The 24,332-nt window shown below is 29.9% G+C and carries 21 protein-coding genes and 1 pseudogene; 8 read left to right on the top strand and 14 right to left on the bottom strand.

Features of this window, described 5'->3' with window-relative positions:
• The first annotated feature begins 89 nt into the window (after window positions 1-89).
• Window positions 90-389, top strand: a complete 300-nt coding sequence (locus HLK68_RS14515) for a hypothetical protein (protein ID WP_155062475.1) — start codon at window positions 90-92, stop codon at window positions 387-389.
• A gap of 5 nt (window positions 390-394) precedes the next feature.
• A pseudogene (locus tag HLK68_RS07960) lies at window positions 395-1,420 on the top strand (ISL3 family transposase); the annotation flags it as partial.
• Between the two features lie 94 nt (window positions 1,421-1,514).
• Here the strand turns inward: HLK68_RS07960 and HLK68_RS07955 are convergent.
• From HLK68_RS07955 to HLK68_RS07945, 3 genes are all read right to left on the bottom strand, one after another.
• On the bottom strand, window positions 1,515-2,129 hold the full coding sequence (locus HLK68_RS07955) for an ATP-binding cassette domain-containing protein (protein ID WP_055166266.1): 615 nt from the start codon (window positions 2,127-2,129) through the stop codon (window positions 1,515-1,517).
• A gap of 2 nt (window positions 2,130-2,131) precedes the next feature.
• A complete protein-coding gene (locus tag HLK68_RS07950; protein WP_055166269.1) occupies window positions 2,132-4,315 on the bottom strand; it encodes a DUF1430 domain-containing protein in 2,184 nt (727 codons plus the stop codon).
• A gap of 61 nt (window positions 4,316-4,376) precedes the next feature.
• Window positions 4,377-4,754 carry a hypothetical protein gene (locus tag HLK68_RS07945; RefSeq protein ID WP_055166272.1) on the bottom strand — a complete coding sequence of 126 codons (378 nt, stop codon included), beginning with the start codon at window positions 4,752-4,754 and terminating at the stop codon, window positions 4,377-4,379.
• Window positions 4,755-5,259: 505 nt separating this feature from the next.
• On the opposite strand from HLK68_RS07945, the gene HLK68_RS07940 reads away from it, so the two are divergent.
• The 3 genes from HLK68_RS07940 to HLK68_RS07930 all read left to right on the top strand — a co-directional run bounded on the left by HLK68_RS07940 (window position 5,260) and on the right by HLK68_RS07930 (window position 8,656).
• Window positions 5,260-6,392, top strand: a protein-coding gene (locus HLK68_RS07940; protein ID WP_170837671.1) for an IS3 family transposase whose coding sequence is annotated in 2 segments (ribosomal slippage) — window positions 5,260-5,521 and window positions 5,521-6,392 — 1,134 coding nt in all. Because the reading frame shifts where the segments join, the coding sequence is not laid out codon by codon here.
• A gap of 307 nt (window positions 6,393-6,699) precedes the next feature.
• Window positions 6,700-7,479 (top strand): YiiX/YebB-like N1pC/P60 family cysteine hydrolase, encoded by a 780-nt coding sequence (locus HLK68_RS07935; RefSeq protein WP_055305878.1) that lies wholly within the window; start codon window positions 6,700-6,702, stop codon window positions 7,477-7,479.
• A gap of 10 nt (window positions 7,480-7,489) precedes the next feature.
• Window positions 7,490-8,656 carry a hypothetical protein gene (locus tag HLK68_RS07930; RefSeq protein WP_055305877.1) on the top strand — a complete coding sequence of 389 codons (1,167 nt, stop codon included), beginning with the start codon at window positions 7,490-7,492 and terminating at the stop codon, window positions 8,654-8,656.
• A gap of 590 nt (window positions 8,657-9,246) precedes the next feature.
• Here HLK68_RS07930 and HLK68_RS07925 read toward each other — a convergent pair.
• From HLK68_RS07925 to HLK68_RS07890, 8 genes are all read right to left on the bottom strand, one after another.
• Window positions 9,247-9,681: a JAB domain-containing protein gene (locus tag HLK68_RS07925; protein WP_132943036.1), complete on the bottom strand. Its 435-nt coding sequence runs from the start codon at window positions 9,679-9,681 to the stop codon at window positions 9,247-9,249.
• 273 nt (window positions 9,682-9,954) lie between these two features.
• Window positions 9,955-10,587, bottom strand: a complete 633-nt coding sequence (locus tag HLK68_RS07920; RefSeq protein ID WP_132943035.1) for a hypothetical protein — start codon at window positions 10,585-10,587, stop codon at window positions 9,955-9,957.
• Between the two features lie 197 nt (window positions 10,588-10,784).
• Window positions 10,785-11,534 (bottom strand): response regulator transcription factor, encoded by a 750-nt coding sequence (locus tag HLK68_RS07915; RefSeq protein ID WP_132943034.1) that lies wholly within the window; start codon window positions 11,532-11,534, stop codon window positions 10,785-10,787.
• Window positions 11,534-12,844, bottom strand: coding sequence for a GHKL domain-containing protein (locus HLK68_RS07910; RefSeq protein ID WP_132943033.1), 1,311 nt, complete (start codon window positions 12,842-12,844; stop codon window positions 11,534-11,536). Before HLK68_RS07910 ends, HLK68_RS07915 begins: the two co-directional genes overlap by 1 nt.
• 70 nt (window positions 12,845-12,914) lie before the next feature.
• A complete protein-coding gene (locus tag HLK68_RS07905; RefSeq protein ID WP_132943032.1) occupies window positions 12,915-13,088 on the bottom strand; it encodes a cyclic lactone autoinducer peptide in 174 nt (57 codons plus the stop codon).
• Window positions 13,057-13,695 carry an accessory gene regulator B family protein gene (locus tag HLK68_RS07900; protein ID WP_170837672.1) on the bottom strand — a complete coding sequence of 213 codons (639 nt, stop codon included), beginning with the start codon at window positions 13,693-13,695 and terminating at the stop codon, window positions 13,057-13,059. Before HLK68_RS07900 ends, HLK68_RS07905 begins: the two co-directional genes overlap by 32 nt.
• A gap of 252 nt (window positions 13,696-13,947) precedes the next feature.
• Window positions 13,948-14,316 (bottom strand): JAB domain-containing protein, encoded by a 369-nt coding sequence (locus HLK68_RS07895; protein WP_262942116.1) that lies wholly within the window; start codon window positions 14,314-14,316, stop codon window positions 13,948-13,950.
• Between the two features lie 185 nt (window positions 14,317-14,501).
• Entirely contained in the window at window positions 14,502-15,524 is a 1,023-nt protein-coding gene (locus tag HLK68_RS07890) for a hypothetical protein (protein WP_132943029.1), read from the bottom strand.
• Between the two features lie 388 nt (window positions 15,525-15,912).
• Between HLK68_RS07890 and HLK68_RS07885 the strand changes: the two genes are divergently transcribed.
• Window positions 15,913-16,092 (top strand): hypothetical protein, encoded by a 180-nt coding sequence (locus HLK68_RS07885; RefSeq protein WP_132943028.1) that lies wholly within the window; start codon window positions 15,913-15,915, stop codon window positions 16,090-16,092.
• Between the two features lie 496 nt (window positions 16,093-16,588).
• Window positions 16,589-17,721, top strand: a protein-coding gene (locus tag HLK68_RS07880) for an IS3 family transposase (protein WP_170837671.1) whose coding sequence is annotated in 2 segments (ribosomal slippage) — window positions 16,589-16,850 and window positions 16,850-17,721 — 1,134 coding nt in all. Because the reading frame shifts where the segments join, the coding sequence is not laid out codon by codon here.
• A gap of 475 nt (window positions 17,722-18,196) precedes the next feature.
• On the opposite strand, the gene HLK68_RS07875 is transcribed toward HLK68_RS07880, so the two are convergent.
• Together HLK68_RS07875 and HLK68_RS07870 are read right to left on the bottom strand one after the other, a co-directional pair.
• Complete coding sequence (locus HLK68_RS07875) at window positions 18,197-19,858, bottom strand: EAL domain-containing protein (RefSeq protein ID WP_170837670.1); 1,662 nt, start codon at window positions 19,856-19,858, stop codon at window positions 18,197-18,199.
• A gap of 212 nt (window positions 19,859-20,070) precedes the next feature.
• Complete coding sequence (locus HLK68_RS07870) at window positions 20,071-20,982, bottom strand: LysR family transcriptional regulator (protein ID WP_006784767.1); 912 nt, start codon at window positions 20,980-20,982, stop codon at window positions 20,071-20,073.
• 106 nt (window positions 20,983-21,088) lie between these two features.
• On the opposite strand from HLK68_RS07870, the gene HLK68_RS07865 reads away from it, so the two are divergent.
• Window positions 21,089-22,093 (top strand): YeiH family protein, encoded by a 1,005-nt coding sequence (locus HLK68_RS07865; protein ID WP_132942528.1) that lies wholly within the window; start codon window positions 21,089-21,091, stop codon window positions 22,091-22,093.
• A gap of 63 nt (window positions 22,094-22,156) precedes the next feature.
• Here HLK68_RS07865 and HLK68_RS07860 read toward each other — a convergent pair whose 3' ends face one another.
• Window positions 22,157-24,274, bottom strand: a complete 2,118-nt coding sequence (locus HLK68_RS07860) for a glycoside hydrolase family 31 protein (protein ID WP_132942529.1) — start codon at window positions 24,272-24,274, stop codon at window positions 22,157-22,159.
• Window positions 24,275-24,332 lie beyond the last annotated feature (58 nt).

Below are 24,332 nucleotides of genomic sequence, written 5' to 3'. Positions count from 1 at the left end.
CCTTTTTTCATGGCATCAAAAAAGAGACATCAAGTCTCTATCCTGTTACAATGTTATCGACTAAAACAATATTGAAAGGATAAATTCTAATGTCTCACTCATATTCTACTAGAAAATTTTTAAATATTAAAGATAAAAATATCATCTTTCCTGAAGATTATTTTGAAGAAGTTAAAGTTAATGGAATCACTAGCTTTGTTTTTAAAGGAATTTTATCTTATCAACCCACTCATTGTGGACACTGTGGCACTCTTTTTGATTCCAATTTTAAAAAGCACGGGTTTAAAACTTCTCGAATTGTCATTCCAAAGGTCTCACTCCATGATACCTATTTAGTTTTAAAAAACAGCGTTATTATTGTGGGCATTGTCAATCCACCTTTACATTAAAAACATCTATTGTTGAAAAGAACTGTTATATCCCTTATAACACCAAACATGCCATTGCTTTAGATGCTCAAAATAAAATTTCAGAGTGCGATATTGCCCGTCGCCATCAAGTTTCTCATTCAACCGTTAATCGGATCATCCATCGTTTCTATGAATCTCAAACATTAAACCTTAACTTCTTACCTGAAAACCTCTGTTTTGATGAGTTTAAATCGGTTAAATCTGCTGAAGGTCATATGTCTTTTATCTTTTGTGATGCCGACACTAAACAAATCATTGATATCGGCGAGGATCGCCGTTTAAGTTCGCTTCAGGCTTATTTCAAACGGTATTCAAAAGAAGCTCGTTCACGTGTCAAACATATTGTCATCGATATGTACGCCCCTTATATCAGTTTAATTAAGGAGCTTTTTCCTCATGCCAAAATTGTCCTGGATAAGTTCCATCTTGTCCAACACATCTCTCGTGCACTCAATAAAACTCGAATTCGATTCATGAAGAGGTTTAAGAAACATGCCCGTAAGTTTAAACGTTATTGGAGATTGTTTTTAAAATCTCATCTTTTACTAAACACCACAACCTATCGTTCCGTCTATTGTTTCAAACAACCGATGCGTGAAATAGATATCTTAAACTTCTTACTTGATTTATCTCCTGAATTTAAAGCTACTTACGAGCTCTATCAAGACTTACTGTTCGCCCTCCAAACTAAAAACCTCGAGCGATTTAATCATTTACTTGAAACAGAACATCCTCTGATTTCTCCTGAACTTCAAACCGCTTTTCAAACCTTTAAAACTTATCAATCTTATATTCAAAATACACTAACAACACCCTATACGAATGGTCCGATCGAAGGCATCAATAATAAAATCAAAGTCATTAAGCGTATTGCCTTTGGATATCGCAGTTTCTATCATTGGGTCACCTGCCATGCGAAGCATGTTTCCTCCACTAGTAGGGTAATTAAATCACGTATTCTCATGATTCAAAATCTAACAAAACCTAAATTAAAAATCCTAGCAGCATAGCTACTAGGATTTCAATTCAGTCATTCATTGTAATAGGTCACAATTTAATCAGCAACACTATTTGACAAAGAACCTTAGTTTTATACTTCTTTTTTTATAAATGAATAATTCTTTTACAACGCTCTGCTAATCCTTTATCATGTGTAACTAAAATAATAGTTTTGCCTTCTTGATTTAATTCCTTTAATATATTAAAAACTTTTTCTGTATTTTCTTCATCTAAATTTCCTGTCGGTTCATCTGCAAAAATATATTGAGAATCTTGTAAAATAACTCTCGCCAATGCAATACGTTGTTGCTCTCCTCCGCTTAACTCATAAATTTTAGTATTTAAGTCTATATGCTCTAATCCAACTCTCTTTAATACCTCCTTAAAATCATATTTTTTTTTCTTTTGATAGCGAATAGCTATTTTTAAATTTTCCTTTATTGTACAATTTTCCATAAGTGCGTAATTTTGAAATATATTTCCTAGAACATTTCGCCTTAATAACATTCTTTCTTTTGAGGTCGGATCAACGATATTATTAATCGTGATTTCACCATCATCAGATTCTTCTAATAAACTTAATAAATTGATTAGTGTCGTTTTTCCTGAACCACTAGAACCAATTATTCCCAGAAAATCACCATCATGAATTATTAAACTAAAATTATCAATAATGACTCGTTCCTTAAAACTCTTTGATATATTTTTAACTATAATCATTATTAATCTTCCCCCTTAATAACTTGAGCATAATTTTTTTTATTTAATTTATTTCCGAAAATCATGACCATAATTACTTCTAGTACTAAAATCAAACAAATAATACTAATAATAACTAATTTATATTTTAATAATACTAAGCTAAATAAAATTGGAATTAAATTAAGAAAAATAATCGTCAACAAAACCCATCTATTTCTATCTTTAAAACTATATCCTACTATTTCTTCCAAGCATAATTTATATTTATTTTTCTCGTAATAATTAGATATAAAGTGATAGATGATTAAAAAATTAGAAATCAATAATCCTACCATTAAAATAATACATTCTTTAATCGTTTTATTTAAAGAAGCTATTTCATGTCCTAACTCATCATATACAGATGAAATTTGTGAAATAGAATTTAAATTAGCATTTAATAATAATGCAACAATATCATTATAAGGATTCTTTGATGTCGATTCAAAATAAGCAGAGGTCGTTAAATAGGCAAATGAGTCAGAAGCATGACAAAAATACTCATTATATATTGTTACAATCGGATCAATAATTAAATTATTAGTTTCACTTGCTATATGAGATTGATATGTAAAATATGATTGATTATCTTTAACATATATAATATTAATATTTACATCACTTTTTGACATTTTATTAGGTAACTGATTTAGCATTTGACGATATGAATTATCTACCTCTACTACTCTAAAGAAAAATTCATCTTTATAAATAGAAATGATTTTGTCTTCAAATTTTTGAAATTGAACTGGAACAAGTAAATTTAGAGTATATGGTTCATTTTCTATTCTTTCCAGAACATTAACTCCTTCTACTGTTTCAATAGGATTATATATTAGGTAACTTTCACTTATTGTAATTCGCCTACCATTGGGCGCAATCTCCGGTGGAATATTTGAAAAATAATTATTCTCATAAATATACCCATTTTCTCCGGGCATAAAATTATAAGTATCCAATAAAAATCCATTTTGATTAATTAATTCATTTAAAAACTTAGTAGCTTTATTATAATAATCGATTTCCCTTTGATCTCGTGTACTTTCTAAACCTGTATACTGGACATTAATTCTAAAAATATTTTCAGTTTTATCCCATTGTGCATAACTTTGCTTAGCTTCAATCAATTCTTTTGAAACATCTATGCACTGTACCAATGATTGAGAAAAGATAAGGAGGAAACTGACTTTTAAAATAAAATTTATAAAAATAAGCATCGAATAAAATGGTTTATTACCTTTAATCATCGTATTAACACTATATCTATATAAATAAATATTGATTAAAATTAAACTAGTGATAAAATAAATTACCATATAAAAAATGAAGATTTTAAATTGTAAAAATAAAATATTTAAATAATAATCAAACGAGCTATTTACTAAATAAATGAAAGTCCAAGTCAGAACCATGCTCATCCCAGATAAAATAAAAGGCATTGATATCTTCTTCAATACTTCCTTAGTAATTGCCATATTACTATAACCAACCATCTTATATATAAATATATTTTTCAATTCACGAATGATAAAATGGATAATTGATAACATTCCACATAACATAACACATATTTCAATTGCATTAGAAAAGATCTTTATCTTATTAACTTCAATGCCAAAATTCATATCAATAATTTGTGCATTTATTCCATTATTATCTAAATCATCAATAAATAATTCTATCTTATTTACATTTGTTGTATTAAGATAATAAACCCCTGTTACATCATAATGTTTAAGATTTGAAAAATCATAAATATTAACTGTTAAATTATCATTAAAACTTTTGATTATTCCTACTTGATTAGAATCATTTATTGAGGAAATAGGAGTAGTAGAAATATAAGATCCAAATTCTGATTCAGGATAAATTCCTTGTTTTAACTGAACTTTTCCTCCCAAAGAACAGTCAGAAGCATATATATCCAAGTTGCTTGAACTTGTATAAGTATGTTTGTAAATTTCAAGATTATTTTTTTCAGCCAAATTCTCTAACATACGAATGATAGTACTGTTATCCTCATCAAGATTTCTAATGCTTAATGCAATACTGGTACTATCGGCATATAAAAGATTATTCTCCATTTGAACCTTAAAGTTAGAGATACTAATAAAAGAACTCATTAAAAATTGGATTGTTAAAATCAAATAAATTATAACCCTCATTATTCCCTCCTATATTAAAAGAGAATCCATAAATAGACTCTCTTTTAATTTATTAGACTTCTTATTTACTAGTATAATCATAATTCACTTTGTTAGTTCCAGATTTCGTCCATACATTGGTTGGTGATACTGCTGTTGAGTAACTACCTTTAACATTTTTGGTCCAAGCAGATGTCCGATATGTCCCTTCTCCATTAGTTGAACTAGCTCTTCCCATATCTATCATATCACTATAATACATGTAATACTCTGATACTAAATTATTATTGCTGCACCCTCGTTTCCATTGAGCTTGATAGTTAGTATATTGATCCGTATAAACTGTACTAACCCCTGAGCAACTTCCTACACCCAAACGCTCAGAACCTATAATATAACTCCCTCCTCCTATTACTTTCGTTAACTCACTAGCAGAGACATTAGCTGTCCCATACGACAAACATACACCTACTATTCCTAATAAAAAAATATTTTTCATTTTCATCCTTATCATCCTCACTTATTGTAAAATTAAATTTAAGTCATACTATAGAATCATGATTCTAGTATATTTTACAATCACTTATGCAGGATAACAATTTCTTTTACTTAACAAAAAAAGCTATATTTTGTTATATTCTTTTCTTTGACACAATATTTTTTTAAAATTATCTCTAACTACTTACTATCGATCTATATGTAATAATTCTAGACATATATATTAACTTAAATACTTCACAATTCTCATATCGATTATCCAACTTAACTTCAAAATTAGATAGTAACCATACAGTTTTTCCACCTTCTATTTGGTAATAATGCAAATAAGATTTTTATTTTATTTAATCAAGCTCTATAGTATCAAAAAGAAGCTAATCATTAAGTTGGATAGGTTACAATTAATTAGACAGTTTTTTTAAGGTCATGTAGAATTATAAATAATATCAATCTAAAGGAGCTTTAACATGACCCAAACTAAAACTCGTAGACCACGCCGTACGTATACAGATGAATTTAAAAACCAATTAGTCCAGCTTTATTTAAATGGGAAACGTAAATGTGATATTGTTCGTGAATACGATATCTCATCGTCTTTACTCGATAAATGGATTAAACAGTCAACTTCTACAGGTTCTTTTAAGGAGAAAGATAACCGCTCAGAAGAAGAACAGGAGTTAATCCAACTTCGTAAAAAAGTTAAGCAATTGGAAATGGAAAATGATATTTTAAAGCAAGCCGCGCTGATCTTAGGACGAAGATAAATGTGATTAAAAACAATACACACAAATATTCAGTTTCAGCGATGTGCAAAGTCCTTAATGTGCCTCGTAGCACTTATTATTATGAGTCTAAACCGAAGAAAGATGAAACTCAACTGGTTACTGATATCATTGAGATTTTTCGTCGAAGCCGAAATAATTACGGGACTCGAAAAATTAAGCAAGAGTTAAAAAAGATGGGACAACAAGTTTCACGTCGTCGTATTAGTCGTATCATGAAACAAGAAGGCCTTGTATCGAATTATACCGTTGCTCAATTTAAGCCGCATACAGCTAAATGTAACGAAGATAACACTGAAAATATCGTGGATCGTAACTTTGATGAACAACCACATTTAAACGTTCTTGTCAGTGATTTAACGTACATTCGTGTAAAAAATCGCTGGCACTATCTTTGTGTGCTTGTAGACCTGTTTAATCGTGAAATTATCGGTTATAGCTCTGGGCCTAATAAGGATGCAGAATTAGTTAAGAAGGCGTTCAGTACAGTCCAAACTAACCTAAGTCAAATCAAGATTTTCCACAAGGATCGAGGTAACGAATTTAAGAATAAAATCATTGATGAGATTTTAGAGGTATTTGAAATTAAACGCTCTTTAAGTATGAAGGGATGTCCCTATGACAACGCTGTTGCAGAAGCGACCTATAAAGTAATCAAAACAGAATTTGTAAACCATCAGATATTTGAAACCCAAGAACAACTAGGTTATGAATTTGCCGACTACGTTAACTGGTATAACAATCATAGGATCCACTCTTCACTGGGATATTTATCCCCAGTTGAATATCGTCAAAATACCCTTAAAAAAGTTGTTTAGTTTAGTGTTGACAATCCACAGCTTAAAAGCTTAGTATTTTTGTGCTCAAAACACTGACTTATCCCAACCACTTAAGAGTATTAAATAACCGATTAAGCATATTAAGTTTTTTAAAAACTAATTTATTGATAATATATTATTCGAATAATGATTGTATAATTCTACATTAATTCCCTTTATTTATTATTTTTCTATAAAATGAGATAGTATTTACAAATCTGAAGACTAGAAGAATTATTTTTGTAAAAAGGAATATATCGAAAAATTATACTAATAATTATTTAATTTAAAAAATGGAGGGGTTAAAATGAGAAAGTATTTATTTATGTTTACAACTTTATTAGGAATTTATTCTTCTATGAGTGTCCAAGCAGCACAGAATTCAGAATATGAAGTAAAAATGCCTGAACAATCCTTACTAAGATCAGAAGGGATTGAATCATATTCACAAAGAATTCGAGAATTAAATCAAGAAGAAGTCGAAAAATTGCCACAAGAAGAACAACAGGATGCAATTAGTGCTGTTCTTCAAGTCATCTCTGATCTAAATAGAGACGAAATTGATGCAATTACTGAGATGAAAAAAGAAAGTGTAGGAGCCCTAGTAGATTCAGATGCTAGAAGAACAACAACTATCGAGTGGCAAAATTATGGGGATATTTTAATTACTCTAGATTCTAAAACTTTAGGTTGGAATCATGGGCATGCTGGAATTGTAGATTACAATAAAAATACAGTAATTGAAGCAAATCCTGGTGAGGGAGTTAAGAGTAAAGTGAGTTATAGAACGTATTGGGCTAAGGTTAATACCGATGAGCTTTATGTAGGTGGTGCTACACAATCGAATTATAAAACAGCAGTAAATTACGCAGCTAAACAAATAGGTAAGCCCTATACTATTTTGACAACATTAAATAGCACTGATCAATGGTATTGTTCTAAATTAGTATATAAAGCTTGGCTTAATGCGGGCTATAATGTAGGAGATCATTACAAAGATAGTTCATGGAGCTACGATATCGTAGGGGTTACTCCAAAACAAATCTTATGGGACGATAATGTATTTTTCTATCAAAAAGTGAAATAGAGGAATAAGAATGAAAAAAAATCTTTTTGGTGTAATAATTGTAACTATAATTTTAATTGTAGGCTTCATTTTAATAGGATATAATACATTACTTAAACAACCCAAAGATTTTGAAGTTTTGCAGATTTTAAGTAATGATCTGTACACTCCATCCTATTTATTATATTCCAATGGGAATGGTGAAATTATCGATAAAGTTAAACTTCCAAAAGGTGAAGGTGTTGGATATTCAGTATTGCGTCAAACTCGAAATATAGTTTATTTTGATAGCTATCCGGAGACTTCAACTATATTGTCATATGATAATCAAACACAGTCATTAAATAAAGTAGGAACAATAGCTCAAAAATATGAGCGTATTAATCCTTACTCCGAAAACTTATTTATTGTCATCAATAATGGTTTTGCAGCTGATGGTGAAGCCTACAATTCAGGATTTTGTTATTTAGAAGATTCTTGGAAATGTTTTGAATTAGAAAGTAACCTTCATATTTGGAATGGTGTTGTATTTAAGGATAAGATTTATGTATATGCTAATAGCGCTCAACCTATATTGGATGAAAATAAAAATATTTCAAGTGAAGAAAAAATCTTGATATATGATAAAAATTTTAACTTATTATCTTCTATAGATGTTAATGAAGACTTACTACTAGCACGTGATATTATCTACTTTTACCCATATAAGGATAATTTATTTCTATTAGGTGAAGGATTAAATACAGGTGAATTTACCATAAAACAGGTAGATGAAAATTTAGAAGTTAAAACACAAGTAAACTACTCAGAAACTAATTCTAAAGATAGAAATCTGTGTACACCACTCTCGTTCTTCGAAGAAGAAGAAGGCAAACTTTACTTAGAGATATCTTGTGAAAAAAGTAAAGAATCAGAGGGATATGAATCGACACGATATCAAGAGGATAACTTATTATTAAAGTTAGATTTTGATAATTTGGGTTCAGATAACACTCCAATGATAGAAATCGGTGATAGCCGCATTGTAGGTGTAAACTTTGAAACTAATACTATTCTAACACAGGAAAGGTTAGATAAATCCTCACTAAATTCTATTACAGTCTATAACCTAGACTTTGAATATCAGAGGACAATAGAAGTAGAAAGATTCGATAATAGAATGCCCACGCTAGTTGATATCTCTAGAATGAAAAAATAATAAAAGTAAGAAGAAATCGATTTAGTACACCTTAAATAAGTAATTATTTAAATAGTAAAAAACTATTTTTAGTTAGATGATGATATAGTCTTACTGATTCATTTGTGATTTATGACAATAAACAACTGGATGGAAATCCTAGTGACTAAGCTACTAGGATTTTTTCTTTTGACTTGAATTAAATTTTAAATACTGAGAATACGTGATTAAAATTAATAAAAGTTATATTATACAAAGGCAATTCTTTTAACAACTTGAAGTTTCCTATCAATCACTTTAATTGATCTGTTAGTATATGGTATTGTGAGTGTTTTTTATAAGATTAATAGATTACAAAAGCTTGAACAGTAATTTGAAGTTCCGGAGATTACCCGATTAGAAAATATAAAATACTGATTATGATTATTAGCTATTTGAAACAGTAAACTGATCGATAAGTTGTGATACTGAATATAGTTTCTCCCCCCTATTAGTTATGGAATAATAAAAGAGCTAAGTGACGGTAATATAATCACTTAGCTCCTTATAAATAACCTTTTTCTTTTAATGATGTAAATGTTCCATACCCTAGCAGCGGAGGATTGTTCGCTTTACTCACTGCCAGGGGACCCATCTCCTATAATGAGATGATCTAACAACTTGATACCCAGTAACTCACCCGCCTCATATAAGCGATTGGTTAATTGAATATCTTGTTGTGATGGTATTGTTTCACCTGATGGATGATTATGAAAAGCCATGATGCTAGCAGCATTTGATAGGTTGACTGTTTTGAATACTTCTCTTGGATGGACAATGGCTCTATTGAGTGTTCCAACTGATACGACTGAAATATTCGTTGGTTCATTCTTTGTATTCAAACAAGCAATGATGAACTGTTCACGATCAAGTGATTCAAGCCTACCTTTTATCATCTCATAAGCATCTTTTGGTGATGAAATGGTACATGTTTGATAAAGGAAACTAGACACATTTACCATTTTAATAGATACAATATTTATTCTTTTACTTGCGACATTCGACATCTATATTACCTCCTGATTCACTATTCAAAGAGATAATATATGGTTATATTTTATTTTAAACCATTTCTAGAATTGTATCATATCTCTAATTGTTATAATATTAGTTAAAATAATTATTTTTTTAAAAATTTATCCAATAATAATAAAATTCCTATTTTGAATACTCGATAAATTACAATAAGTAATACTATTACTAAAAGAACTACACAAGTACTACTTAATATTTTAAAAAAATCTTCGATAAGGTTCATCTAATAAAGCCTCCATTATTCTTTACCAAATTCCCCATCCAGTTAAACCAATATAAAAACCTTTTCCTGTCATTAATGCATCTTGCACTGTTGCACAAATAGCAAATGCTGAGAAACTTCCAACAACTGCTGCTATTGCACCGGCAATGGGTGTCCCTATTAACGTAGTAGCGGCAGTGATTGCAGCAACAACTGCTGCTGGTCCCATCATAATAACGCTAGATAAATACATTTTCACATCGTAATTTGTAAAATATATATTTACTCCACTAATATGCAATCTTGCGTTAGCAGATAAATTTTGAGCTCCAGTTAAATTCCTCCACTGTTCTAATGTATCTGATAATAAAGTAGTCTGTGATTCAGATAATTGATATTGTTCGGTTGCTTCTTCAATAGAAATATTCAAAATAAGTTGACCACTTTCATTAAATGCAAACTCACTAAATACACCTGTTTGAATCAAATCATACAACGGAGTTAAATCAAAATCTTCTGTAACTAAATTTATATTATTAACTTCTTCTACTGTACTTTCGATTTCTGCTTTAGCAATAATTGGAGATAAAAACTGAGCTCCCGTTGTCCCAATAATTCCTACTAGTGCACTAGATACCCCAAGCTTTTTCAATATATCTTTTCTACTACTATTCATGAACCCCCTCTCCTCTTTATATAATAATCAACATCTAGAATTATATAAACTATGTTTAAATAATAGAATACTATTATCCTTAAATGTATATTTTTTATCCTAAACGGTTTAGATTTTATGTAATTTAATATTTAACATTGATCAGCTATAAACTCTATATCTTGAATTCTATAATAAATTATAAACCAATATTATTTTTAGAATTTTTTAACCCTTAATTCCTCTATCTTATTTTCAACTTCTTTTAATAATCTTCGAGAAACAAAACAAAACATACCATTATTAAAATAGACTAATTTATTCTTCTTATCGACACTAATAATATTTGGTATATTTACTACAAATGATTTATGGCAGCTAAACAGACGACCATCCATCTTAACAATATCACTTAACTTTCCATAAAAACTAATATTTTTTTTAGATGTTACTAAGTTAATTTTATGTGGAATTTCAGATGTTTCAAAATACAAAATTTCTGAAAATGGTATCTGAAATTTCGTATATTTATTCTCGAATATAAAAGAATCTTCACTTATTGGTTTTTGCTGGTATTGATTAGCAATTATTAAACACTCTTCAATTCTTTTTCTAAACTCAAAATCAGATTGATCTTTTTCAATAAAATCAAGAGCCGAAACTTTATATGCAAATGTCTTAGGAGCTAATTCTGAGTGAGTAGTAACAAAGACAATTGTTCCATAAGGGTCTTTTTCACGTATAAGCTGAGCAATCTCTAATCCTTTTCCTAAATGATTATTAATTTCCAAATCTAAAAAGTAGATATGATGATTTCCTATAGAATTAATCTCATTTAAAAGTTGCACTGGTCTAGCCGTAGCAAATATTTTCTTATATAAAATACTACTCTTCTCTAAAGCTTCCTTAATAATTTTTTCTAATCTATATCTTTGAATTGGATCATCTTCTAAAATAAAAATCTCCATTATTCTCTATCCTCCCTTTTTAAAATCAAAGTTTGTGTAAATACCCCTAATTCATAAAAGGTTTCTAACGTACAATATTTATTATCATTCAATATTTGTTGGACATTATATAATCCAATGCCTCTATTACTTCCTTTCGAAGAATGCCCTTTTTTATAAATATCCTTCAAACTTATCTCCTGATGTTCACAAGTATTTTCTACTTCTATTCTTTGAATATCTCTATCTTGGATAAATACAATTGAAATATACGAATTACTTACGCTATTAGCAGCTTCAATAGCATTATCTAATAAAATAGAAAAAACTCTATAGAATGAAAATACGTCCATATAAATAGACTCAATAATCTCTTCTATTTCTACTCTTACATCAATTCCTTTAGCTTGAGATTTAATAATTTTTTCGGCCAGTAAACTCTTAATCTCAACAATATGAACCTTGCGGACCTTCCCTAAAATATAATCATTACTTTTTACAATTTGTTCTGTCGGTTTAATTACTCTATGGTAGACTCCTTTTATCATCTCGATATCTTCTGTTCGAATACCTTCTTCTAAACTCACTAAAATGTTAAGATAATCATGACGAAAACTATTTAAATTATTATACAATTGCTCAAGTTGAATAGTATAATCATGTAACTGTTGATTCAAAACTCGTTCTTGCTTCATTTTTGAATCTTTATTTAATGTATAAATTAAAGCCAGATAAACACCACATAATAAACAAGCATAAATAAAAAAAAGTATACTTGTAAGTGTAATATGTTCACTACTAAACCCCTGAATTTGACCTATAAATATATTGACATAAAAAATAACTATCATAAATAAAAGAAAAATGAGGATTAAAATCTGATATTTTCTTTCTAAAATAATAAATCTGCGAAGTTTCCCTATCACATATTTTGTTAAATAGCAAACTAAAATCGTTAAAATACAAGTAAGAATCGTAGCAACTATTTCTCTATCATAATTCACAATGAATGAGCTTAAAAGGTCTTTGACGACATACATCTCCATCACTTGAGCAAAATAATTGGTAACAACGAGGGTAACCAAAGGTAAACAAGTGATTAAAATACTGGAGAAAATCTTCTTAGATTTAATAATTAAACATGTGATTAAAAAGAACAGAACCAAAAATATTGCCAAAAACCCTATTTCCATGTAAAAAAATTGACCAATGATTTGAATCAATAATAACCATAGCAAAAAATTCTTTATCCCTATTCCATCATCAGATAAAATATTAACTCCTATTAATAACGTAAGTAATTCTAAAAACAGTATAAAAAAAATAAGCATCAAATTCCCTCCATAATTTAATGCTTATATTATATCAAAAGATTAGATTTTTTTAAAAAATCTGTACCTATTATTTATTTAAAGCTTTATTCGCCAATAATTCTTTAGGTACTTTAGGCTCATAAATAAAACCAATACATACACCATCAGTAGCCGCATCACCAGTTATTGATGCTATTTTCCCCAAGGATTTCGCAGCACCTTGTTTGAACTCATTCATTAAATTCTTCTTCATATTTTTCATAATTATTATAACTCCTTTTCAATAACTTATAAGTTACTGGTAAAATAAAAATAATTTGAGAGATAACTCCCAATGTTATCATAACCTTCATTATACTATTTTGAACACCTAATGTAATCAACAAAAGAATTACACATCTTATAAGAGATTGTTTGCGCAATTCCCCTCTTTTTTCTCTACCAATTAATGGCTGATTACCTGTGTCTGCTGGAGCATAACAAATCAAGCAACAAAATGAGATAACAAAAATAATAAAAATAAAAAAGTCACTAAATATCATATCTTTCGAAATATACGGTAATAGAACAAATAAAATAACACTAATAATAGTACAATTCGCACTTGTTTCTGCATGTAAACCATGAGACTTACTTCTTATAAAAAGATAAGAACTATGAAAAATTAACGTTAAATAAAATATATTTAACACTAAAGCCCCCCCATAGACAATAATCCCTTTCATAAGATTAATCAGAATAACTTCGATTCCCAACTTTATTTTTAAATATTCTAATTCATCTATAGAAGTTCTTTTTTGAATCCAACATGCAATGGTTGTAGCAATTAATTCTCCCAAATTTTTTCTAACTACTGTAGAACTTTCCACCATCCTCCTCCTCTTCCACTCTTTTAAAATCATACCATTTGTTATCTTTTTAATAAATAGAATTTCCTAATCGGTTATTTTTTTTGTCATAATCGGTATAAAATATATAGATTTATTATACTTTTTGTTGTTAGATATCGATATACTTCTTTAATACAAACCATTATTTTATGACTCCAGACTTCCACTCTCTTTCTCTTCTTGATTACACAATAAAAGAGCTAAGTGACTTGAATATAATCACTTAGCTCCTTATAAATAATCTTTTTCTTTTAATGATGTAAATGTCCCATCTCCGATAATGAGATGATCTAATAGCTTGATACCAAGTAACTCACCCGCCTCATATAAGCGGTTAGTTACTTGAATATCTTGTTGTGATGGTGTTGTTTCACCTGATGGATGATTATGAAATGCCATAATACTAGCTGCGTTTGATAGGATGGCTGTTTTGAATACTTCTCTTGGATGGACAATGGCTTTATTGAGTGTTCCAACTGATACGACTGAAATATTCGTTGGTTCATTCTTTGTATTCAAACAAGCAATGATGAATTGCTCACGATCTAATCCCTCTAGTTGTTCTTTAATCATTTCATAAGCATTCTTAGGCGATGAAATAGTATATGTTTGATAAATTTAGCATTATATTTTTTCATATTGACACATCCTTTTACCAAGCCTATTGTAGTGGCTTAACTTAAGCGTGTTCATAAAATTATACTAGCACTAAATTATTAATTTAAAAAATAGATTAAATATAAATACTTATTATACTTAATCTATTTTTCACTTATTTTCATTGATTAATCCATGACCTCCAAAGTAAATCTATAACTATGTCCAACAGTTGAATTGAAAAGAGAAGTTGATTTCATTGTCTTAAATGGATCATAAATAAGATATGCAATTACTTCATATTTGCCAACTTCTGACGGAGCTACAAAATCAAAAGAATCATTAAATACGCTATTTGATTCATTTAACTCAATGACTTCGTAATATTTATTATTAATTTTTACTTGTTCAAAACCTACTGTCAATATCATAAGCGCTAAATTAGATTCACTATTACTAATATTGTACATTAAATTAACTTTTTCATTTGGTTGTACCTGTAAATTCTTTTCAGGAACTGAAATCAACTTCTGATTTTGTAATTTATTTTCATAATCCATATTAATAATCAACGGTTCTGAAACAAAATCTTGAAAAACATTTTTAGGTATAATTGGTTCTGAACTTGCGGCATCAACCTTATCATTGCCCTCTTCGAAATTGTTTGTAAAAAACAAATCATAGATTGTAGTTATTCCATACTCATTCGTTGGATAAGTATCTAAATCCGACTGATGTGTATCATAACCAGAGGTAAAGGATATCATTAGCTTATTCATACACTCATTCATTTCAATTGTTGAATCTAAATAAAGTGTTTCCTCGATGAGTTCACCATCTTTTATATCAAAAACATATTGGTTCGTATAATCATCCTCTAAGTTCAATTTAAAATCAATTTGTTCATAATTATAATAAACCGTCATAACCATTTTTCTATCCTTACCCTGATTCCTAAAATAGAAATTAAATGGTTCAGATAAGTTAGTTACGGCCAATTGCTGATTATTTTTTAGGTCTGTATCTGAATTTTGATTGGATACACCTACACTATAAACCGTATCATATCCTTCAAAATAATTGGTATTTTTCAGATCCAAGTCAGAATTCATATTCGAATCAATTAAATTTGTATTAAAAGATAAAAAGAAGGACACAATTATAACTAAAATACATCCCACTGAAACAGCGACATACTTTCTCTTAAACATATTATACCTCTTTCATTTAAGATAATGGTATAGGGAGAAGATACTTTATTTTTCTCTTAAAGAGAACTAACCAACTATATTAGATTACTAGTAACTTTTACTAACCGTAGCTGTTTGAGTTTCTCCATTATATGTAATTGATCCTGATGCAGTAGCTTTTCTACCACTTGCTCCAAATAAACGAACAGTATCAGTTCTAACTGCTGTTGTATTTGTTGCTGAATTTGTTGCTGAAGGACCAACAGCAGCCCCATTATTGTAAGTTGTTTTTATTGTTGCAGAAATTTTAGTCGCCTTTCCCTCATATGTCGCTGTTTCTGCATGGGCTCCACCTGTTAGTGAATTCGTGCTTACAGTAACTGTTCCAAATGATAAACGAGCATTCCCGATGTTAGCTGTAACGGTTTCCCAAACACCCTCGTTATCTGTAACATTATCTGGAACTGCTGCATTAGCGAAAATAGCCCCTCCGCTGGCTAATGTTGAAACAATTGTTAAAGCTGTTAATTTTTTGCGATTTTTTTCATTTTTTCATCCCCCAATTTTCTTTTTTTTAAAAACAAATTAAGATCCTCTCCCTTGCACAAAACAAATATACCATGTAAAAAAATAACTTCAAATTCATTTATCCTCATTGGACTATAAATAATCTTAATCGGTTAATAAAAATCATTGTAAAATATACTGTGAACGTGAATAATAACCGGAACGCCCCATCTCCACCAGAATATCCACGTCCGCAACTGTTACAGGAAAATGAATATAAAGAAAAAGATTAATCTGAGTATAGTAGATGACTACTAAATTGAGATTAATCTTTTTTTCTTTAATCATATTCTAATATTTTTTCTTTTATCTGTTATTGCTACGCTACTTCATTCAATGCAGATTCAATTAATTTTGGTACTTTAGATTTATTAATATAGGTTGCAATCCATCTGCTTTGACATGGATTATATTTTATTACTTCCCTTGATATAATTTTGGATAGGTTACAATTAATTAGACAGTTTTTTTAAGGTCATGTAGAATTATAAATAATATCAATCTAAAGGAGCTTTAACATGACCCAAACTAAAACTCGTAGACCACGCCGTACGTATACAGATGAATTTAAAAACCAATTAGTCCAGCTTTATTTAAATGGGAAACGTAAATGTGATATTGTTCGTGAATACGATATCTCATCGTCTTTACTCGATAAATGGATTAAACAGTCAACTTCTACAGGTTCTTTTAAGGAGAAAGATAACCGCTCAGAAGAAGAACAGGAGTTAATCCAACTTCGTAAAAAAGTTAAGCAATTGGAAATGGAAAATGATATTTTAAAGCAAGCCGCGCTGATCTTAGGACGAAGATAAATGTGATTAAAAACAATACACACAAATATTCAGTTTCAGCGATGTGCAAAGTCCTTAATGTGCCTCGTAGCACTTATTATTATGAGTCTAAACCGAAGAAAGATGAAACTCAACTGGTTACTGATATCATTGAGATTTTTCGTCGAAGCCGAAATAATTACGGGACTCGAAAAATTAAGCAAGAGTTAAAAAAGATGGGACAACAAGTTTCACGTCGTCGTATTAGTCGTATCATGAAACAAGAAGGCCTTGTATCGAATTATACCGTTGCTCAATTTAAGCCGCATACAGCTAAATGTAACGAAGATAACACTGAAAATATCGTGGATCGTAACTTTGATGAACAACCACATTTAAACGTTCTTGTCAGTGATTTAACGTACATTCGTGTAAAAAATCGCTGGCACTATCTTTGTGTGCTTGTAGACCTGTTTAATCGTGAAATTATCGGTTATAGCTCTGGGCCTAATAAGGATGCAGAATTAGTTAAGAAGGCGTTCAGTACAGTCCAAACTAACCTAAGTCAAATCAAGATTTTCCACAAGGATCGAGGTAACGAATTTAAGAATAAAATCATTGATGAGATTTTAGAGGTATTTGAAATTAAACGCTCTTTAAGTATGAAGGGATGTCCCTATGACAACGCTGTTGCAGAAGCGACCTATAAAGTAATCAAAACAGAATTTGTAAACCATCAGATATTTGAAACCCAAGAACAACTAGGTTATGAATTTGCCGACTACGTTAACTGGTATAACAATCATAGGATCCACTCTTCACTGGGATATTTATCCCCAGTTGAATATCGTCAAAATACTCTTAAAAAAGTTGTTTAGTTTAGTGTTGACAATCCAAGGTAGCACTGTAGAAGATAGATTAATTCATTGTTTAATATTGGAAAAGTGTAAGCAACTTTCACAGCAAATTGCTTAAAAATTTAAAATTAACAATCAATACTATCTTGTATATTGTGCATCATGTATTATTTAATTTCGACTTTTAATTTAACTGATATGCATTAATCTCGTAATATTATTTTAAAGAAATACAACATCATGAAATTAATGACTTTTTTAAAATTAAAATTCAGTTCTTTAGGCTTCTATGCATATATATTCTATCCTAACAATATCATGTCCAATTAAAATCCCTTCTAAGTTTAGAAGGGATTTTAATTGGACATGATATTCGTGAACAGATAAGTAACCTCACGTCGCTACCAAAAAAATAACACAATTTCCGACATTTTTCGATTTTTTGTTCGTTAATGGTGCGTTTTTGTACGTAAAAATACACTATCGGTTCTTTAAATCAACCTTTTATCACTGAATTTTTACTTTTATTATTCAATATTTCTGATTTTATTTTTAAAGTAATCACTTTATCCAATGGTACTGGTTTTGAATAATAATAACCTTGAATATACATCGTATCGTTATCAAAAGTTCTAATCATCTCTACTTGAGCGTAACTTTCTACTCCCTCTATGACCATGATGATCTTATTTTCTTTAGTTATATTTGACATACATTTCATAATTTCTCTTTTTCTAAACGATGATTCAATATCATCAATGAAATATTTATCTAATTTAATCATATCATAATCAATCATTTCTAATACATCGAAGTTGGAATATTGAGCACCAAAATCATCAATGGCAATTTTAAATCCTATTTTTTTAAGTTTTAAAATAATATCCTGAATTTTTTCAACGTCGCTTAATTGGAATCTTTCCACTATCTCTAAACAAAATTGTTGTGGATTAGCATTTGTCACTTTAATTAATTCTTCCAAATCAGTTAAAAATCTAGCATCCTGTAATTCCTTAAATGAGACATTAATAGAGAGATAAAAATTGTTCTCCAAATTGTCATTTGATGACGTTATCGTATCGTAATCTTCAATCGCTTTTCTTAAAACCCACATCGTCACTTCATACATCATATTAGATTCTTCAATCTGTTTTAAGAAGAAGTATGGCGTTTGAATTTTAACTCCACTTTGATATCTCAACAACGTTTCACAACCTACAATTCTATTCGTATTGGGATTTATAATAGGTTGATAGTATAATAAAAATTTATTTTGTTCTAAATCATTTAAAATCTTTTGACGATTCTTCTTTATTTTCATTTGATCCAACATTAGTTTTAATCCAAATGTCAGTATAATTAAAATTAATATAGTAATAATCAAAATAAATAAATCACTTTTTTGCTTATATAAATTAAAATAACTATCGTAAAGCTTATGAATCGGATTATTTGGAAGGGAATCATATTGTTCGAAATAAGAATCAATTTTCGTCATCAACTCTTTATTTTCCTTATTTGTAACAATGTAAAAAGAGCCTGTAGAAAATTCAAAGATATTACGATACTTCTTATCTAAATCTGTATATTCAGCTGAATAAAGAATAGCATCTACTTGATGATGACGGAATAAATTTAAAGTACTTTCATATGAATCGACAATTTTCAGATTGACATTAATATTTTTTCCCTCTAGCATATTTAACAATCGTTGATAATTTTGTTCATTTTCAATAAACCCAATCGTCATTCCGTTTAATGCCTCTAAATCTCCATATCTAATATTGTGGTTAGTAAACAATCCAACTCTATTAATGTTAATATAATACTTACTAAACAGATATTCTTCTTGTCTTTTGGGAGTAGAGGAAATTCCAAATAAAAGATCTATTTCCTTATTTTTTAACTTATCTAAAGCCTGATTAATAGGGACATCAACATATTCATAATCAAGATTCAAATCATTTGCAATCAAATTCATTAAATCATGATAATAACCCGAAGGTTGTAATTGTTCATTCAGATAATAATACGGATAATATTCATAAAAAGCGACTTTTATTTTATCGGATGCTCTGATGCAATCATTAGGGGCTATGATAAAAAGTAATACCATCAAAATGCCAATTAATTGTCTGAATTTTGACCTTCTCCTCATATTATCTCTTCCTAACAAACTAAAATTTCTACTCATTCACTGCCTCACTCATTTACTTTAATTCTCATCAGAAAAAATGTCAGTATGATGTAATAAATATAACCATTTTAATAGTGTAATGTTTTAATTGTTATCTATACATCACTAAATATCTTTCCATTTTATTCACCAATTACTTCTTTGTCAACTAACTTTAATTCTCGATTTAAAAATTATCCTTCTCCAATTGATAAATCAATATCTGTTAACTTATCTTTGGCAAACCTAAAAAATTTTTGATACTTTTCTTTGTGTAAGGATGATTTTAAGTAGACGAAATTGAATTCTCGACTGAGGTTAATTCCATCAATCTGAATTTGTTTTAATTCATTTCTTTCTAATTCTTCTTTGACAGCTTCTTTATAGATAAACGTGACACCATGGTTTTGTTTGACAAGATGTTTCAATAGTTTTAGACTTCCAATTTCATCAAGTTGTCTAAACTGATTGAGTGAACTATTAGTATTAGCCAATAATTTTTCTAAAATATCGCGACTTCCAGATCCAAACTCACGAATAATGAGTCTTTGCTTCTTCAATTCTTCTAATGTAATTGTTTCATTTAGTGCACTATTAATTGATGTTACTAAAATGAAATCATCCTTCTTTAGTAAATGGTGTTCAAATTGTTCCTTGTCAAAATAACCTTCGATGAATGCAAATTCAATTTTACCTTTTAAAAGATCTTCAATTAAATGGGATGTATTTTGAACTTTAAAGTTAAGTTGAATGTCTGGAAATCGTTTTAAGTGTGCATCTAATATCGTTGGCATGACATAGTCTGCAATCGTTAATGTTGCGCCAAAATTTAACTTCACCTGTTTTGTTTTTAATTCATATATTTCAGCTTCAGCTGATTTGAGCAGTGCCTGTGTTTTTAATGCATACTGTAAAAGGGCGTGTGCCGATTCTGTAATCTGCATTTTTTTTCCTTCATAAACGAATAATTTCGTATTATAAGTTTCTTCTAAATATTTAATATGTTGTGTAACAGCAGGCTGTGTTAAACATAAGTGTTTCGCTGTTTTTGTTAAATTTCTTGTTTCACACACATCAATAAAAGTAAGTAATCGATAATCAATCATAGGTACCTCCTATAAAAAAATATTATAGTCATATAAAAATGTATAATTTGATTTTATACATTTTTGCATGTTATTGTAAAGTTATGTTAAAAAATAGGAGGTTTTTATGAAAAAAGTCATACCTGGGGTTCTTCTTTCATTAGCGATTGCTATTATCGCAACGTTACTAAATCAATATATTCATATCATCGGGGCTAGTGTATTTGCACTTTTAGTAGGGATGGCCCTTAACTTTTTTATGAAGGATGATACAAAATATAGAGCTGGAATTACATTTAGTTCAAAAAAACTTTTAAAAGTTGCAATTGTCTTATTAGGAACTAGCTTAAGTATTAGTCAAATTATTCATGTTGGTAAATACTCACTTGTTGTCATGGTATTTACTTTAGCAGCAGCATTTGGATTTGGTTATTTATTTGGAAAGCTTTTCAAAATGGACTGGAAACTTAGTTCATTAATTTCAGCAGGAACAGGAATTTGTGGTGGAACGGCTGTTGCTACCTTATCACAAGTTATCGATGCTGAAGATTCAGATGTCGCTTATGCTATTTCTGCAACATTTATCTTTGATGTTGTAATGGTTATTTTATTCCCTATTATGGGAGCAGCACTTGGATTGAGTGATATGGCATTCGGATTATGGGCAGGTACAGCTGTAAACGATACATCTTCTGTTGTTGCCGCAGGATACGCTTATAGCGATGCTGCAGGTGATTTTGCAACGATTGTAAAATTAACACGTACATTATCAATCATTCCGGTTGTATTAGCTTTCTCATATTTAAATGAACGATTAAAACAAAAACAAAATTCAGCCGTATCAGGTGAACAAAAGAAAATTAATTTAAAAAAGATATTCCCTTGGTTTATTTTATTATTCTTAGGGGCAGCTATCCTAAACAGTGTTGGTATTATCCCAGCGGCACTAAGCTCAACTCTTTCAACATTAAGTAAGTTCTTTATGGTCATGGCACTAGCTGCAATTGGATTAAAAACAGATATTCGCGATGTTACGAAGTCAGGTTTCCTTCCTATGCTTCACGGATTCATTATTTCAGCTATTGTTGTTATTGTCGCACTTGTTGTACAAGTTTTCCTAGGACAAGTCTAAAATTGACTAACTAAATAAAGTGTACTTAAAAAAGGATTCTCAAAATTTGAGAATCCTTTTTTTTTATAAATTTTCAGTATGAATGAAAATCTCATTTTGCTTGGCATCATACACAGTGTAAGTGACGTGGTTCAGTTGGCTATTCTTTGATTTTTGCCACTGTGTACCTACTTCATTATTTTCAATGTTAATGTTGATTTGACTTAATCCATCTTCTAGTTTTGGATTTTTAACTAGACCATTATCTTCATAATAACGTCCTTCACACGTTGTTTGAACATGAGCGATGATTTCAATTTGATGATTATCAAGCTGAGACACATTTTGTGCTTCATCATTTAAAATTAATAAATGATTAGGACGAATAAAGATAACCAATTGATCTATTGGCATGCTAACATAGTGATGCCCTTGTTTCATTAATTCAAGTTGATACGTTTTTTCAGTTGTAAAACGAACACATAACATCTCTTCTGGGAAATAGACAACACGTCCTGTTTTGTTTTGTTCATAAATAGGTGCAATCATGAGTCCATCTCCAAGTAGGAGTTGGTCTTCTATTTCTTTTGAAATATCATCCGAATACTCAAAGGCTAACGCTTTAAAATATAAAGTGTTGCTTAAGCAAGCTTTCATATATTCACTATATAAATGATTCACCAATACATAGCGTAAGCAAATGAAATGACGCATGACATCCATACTTTTGAAACGATACGGTTCTTGGGCTCTTGTATATTTAGCCGTATGATTACGCATTAATGGTGTAAAGATTCCAAACTGTAACCATCTTGTTAACAGGTCTTCGGTTGTATTATCACTAAATCCCCCGATATCAGCTCCACTATATAGATATCCACACATATTAAGAGATGGCATCATTTTAATATTTAATAATAAATGTGACCACCAAGAACGGTTATCGCCTGTCCAAATTCCACTAAATCGGTGCATTCCGGTTGAAGAGGCACGTGAGAATAACAACATACGCTCTTCTTTAATCACATCAAAAGCTTCCGCAGCAGCACGTGTCATATTATATCCATAAAGATTATGAACCTCATGATGGCATACAAACCCTTGGTCTGTATCATGATACATTTCTTTAAAGTATTCTGGCTTATTTAAGATATTACTAAATTGATCTTTAATACCGAAAAACAAACCTAAATCAATATTTTTTTCTTTATTTTCCAGCACTGAATCCATCGCTTGTTTCATCGCATTTGGCGTATAAAAAATCGATGGTTCATTCATATCATTCCAAAACCCCTCAATGCCTTTATCGATTAACGTTTTATATTTCATTCCAAACCAAGTGCGTGCTTCTTTATTTAAAAAGTCTGGAAAATGAACTTTTCCTGGCCAAACAGCTGCTTCAAATGGTGTTCCATCCTCATTTTTAATAAAGTATCCGTTTTTTATGCCTTCATCATAAATTTCATATCCTGCTTCTGCTTTAACACCGGCATCGATAATCGGAATCAGATGAATTCCTTCCTCTTTTAACTCTGCTACCAGATTTTCAAAATCAGGAAACTTATGAGGATCAACTGTGAAATCTTTTAAGTTTTGCATGTAGTCGATATCTAAATAAATGCTATCTAATGGGATTTCATGTTTTTTGAAATGGTGAGCGACTTCTCGTATTTCATCTGCCGTTTCATAACTCCAACGACTTTGCTGGTAACCAAAAGCCCATTTTGGTGGGATATAGCTTTGCCCGATGAGTGTTCTAAAAGTCTGTATAATTTCTAGAACATTCTGACCTTCAATTAAATAAAGATCTAGATTCATCATCTCAGGCTCAATCATTAAGGTATCCAAATCCGTATATCCGATATCAAAATGAACTTTTCCAGGATAATCGATAAAAATTCCGAATGGTTGTGATTCATTGCAAATTAAAAAGTTATGTGATCCGTAAAGGGCGTGTTTATTTTCAGTATGCATATCATCATCCGTACAAAAACTTGTGTAAAACCAACCGCGTTTATTAATTCCGCGCACACTTTCCCCAAGCCCATAAACGGCAGCCCCTTTTTCTAATTTGTAGATAAAATTCCCATTTTCATGCGATAGTTTTTGTAAGGGTTCGTGATAGATTGGCAGTTTGATGACGACGGCATCAGTTTGAAATGGGTTACCGTATTGATATCTTTTCACTTTAGTTTCTAACATCTCATCATTCTCCTCATAAAAATTGTCCTTAACGACTAGACTGTCTAGCGGTTAAGGA

This window comes from Turicibacter sanguinis, assembly GCF_013046825.1.
Taxonomy (GTDB): Bacteria; Bacillota_I; Bacilli_A; order MOL361; family Turicibacteraceae; genus Turicibacter; species Turicibacter sanguinis.
This window is presented reverse-complemented; position numbering and strand designations above follow the sequence as displayed.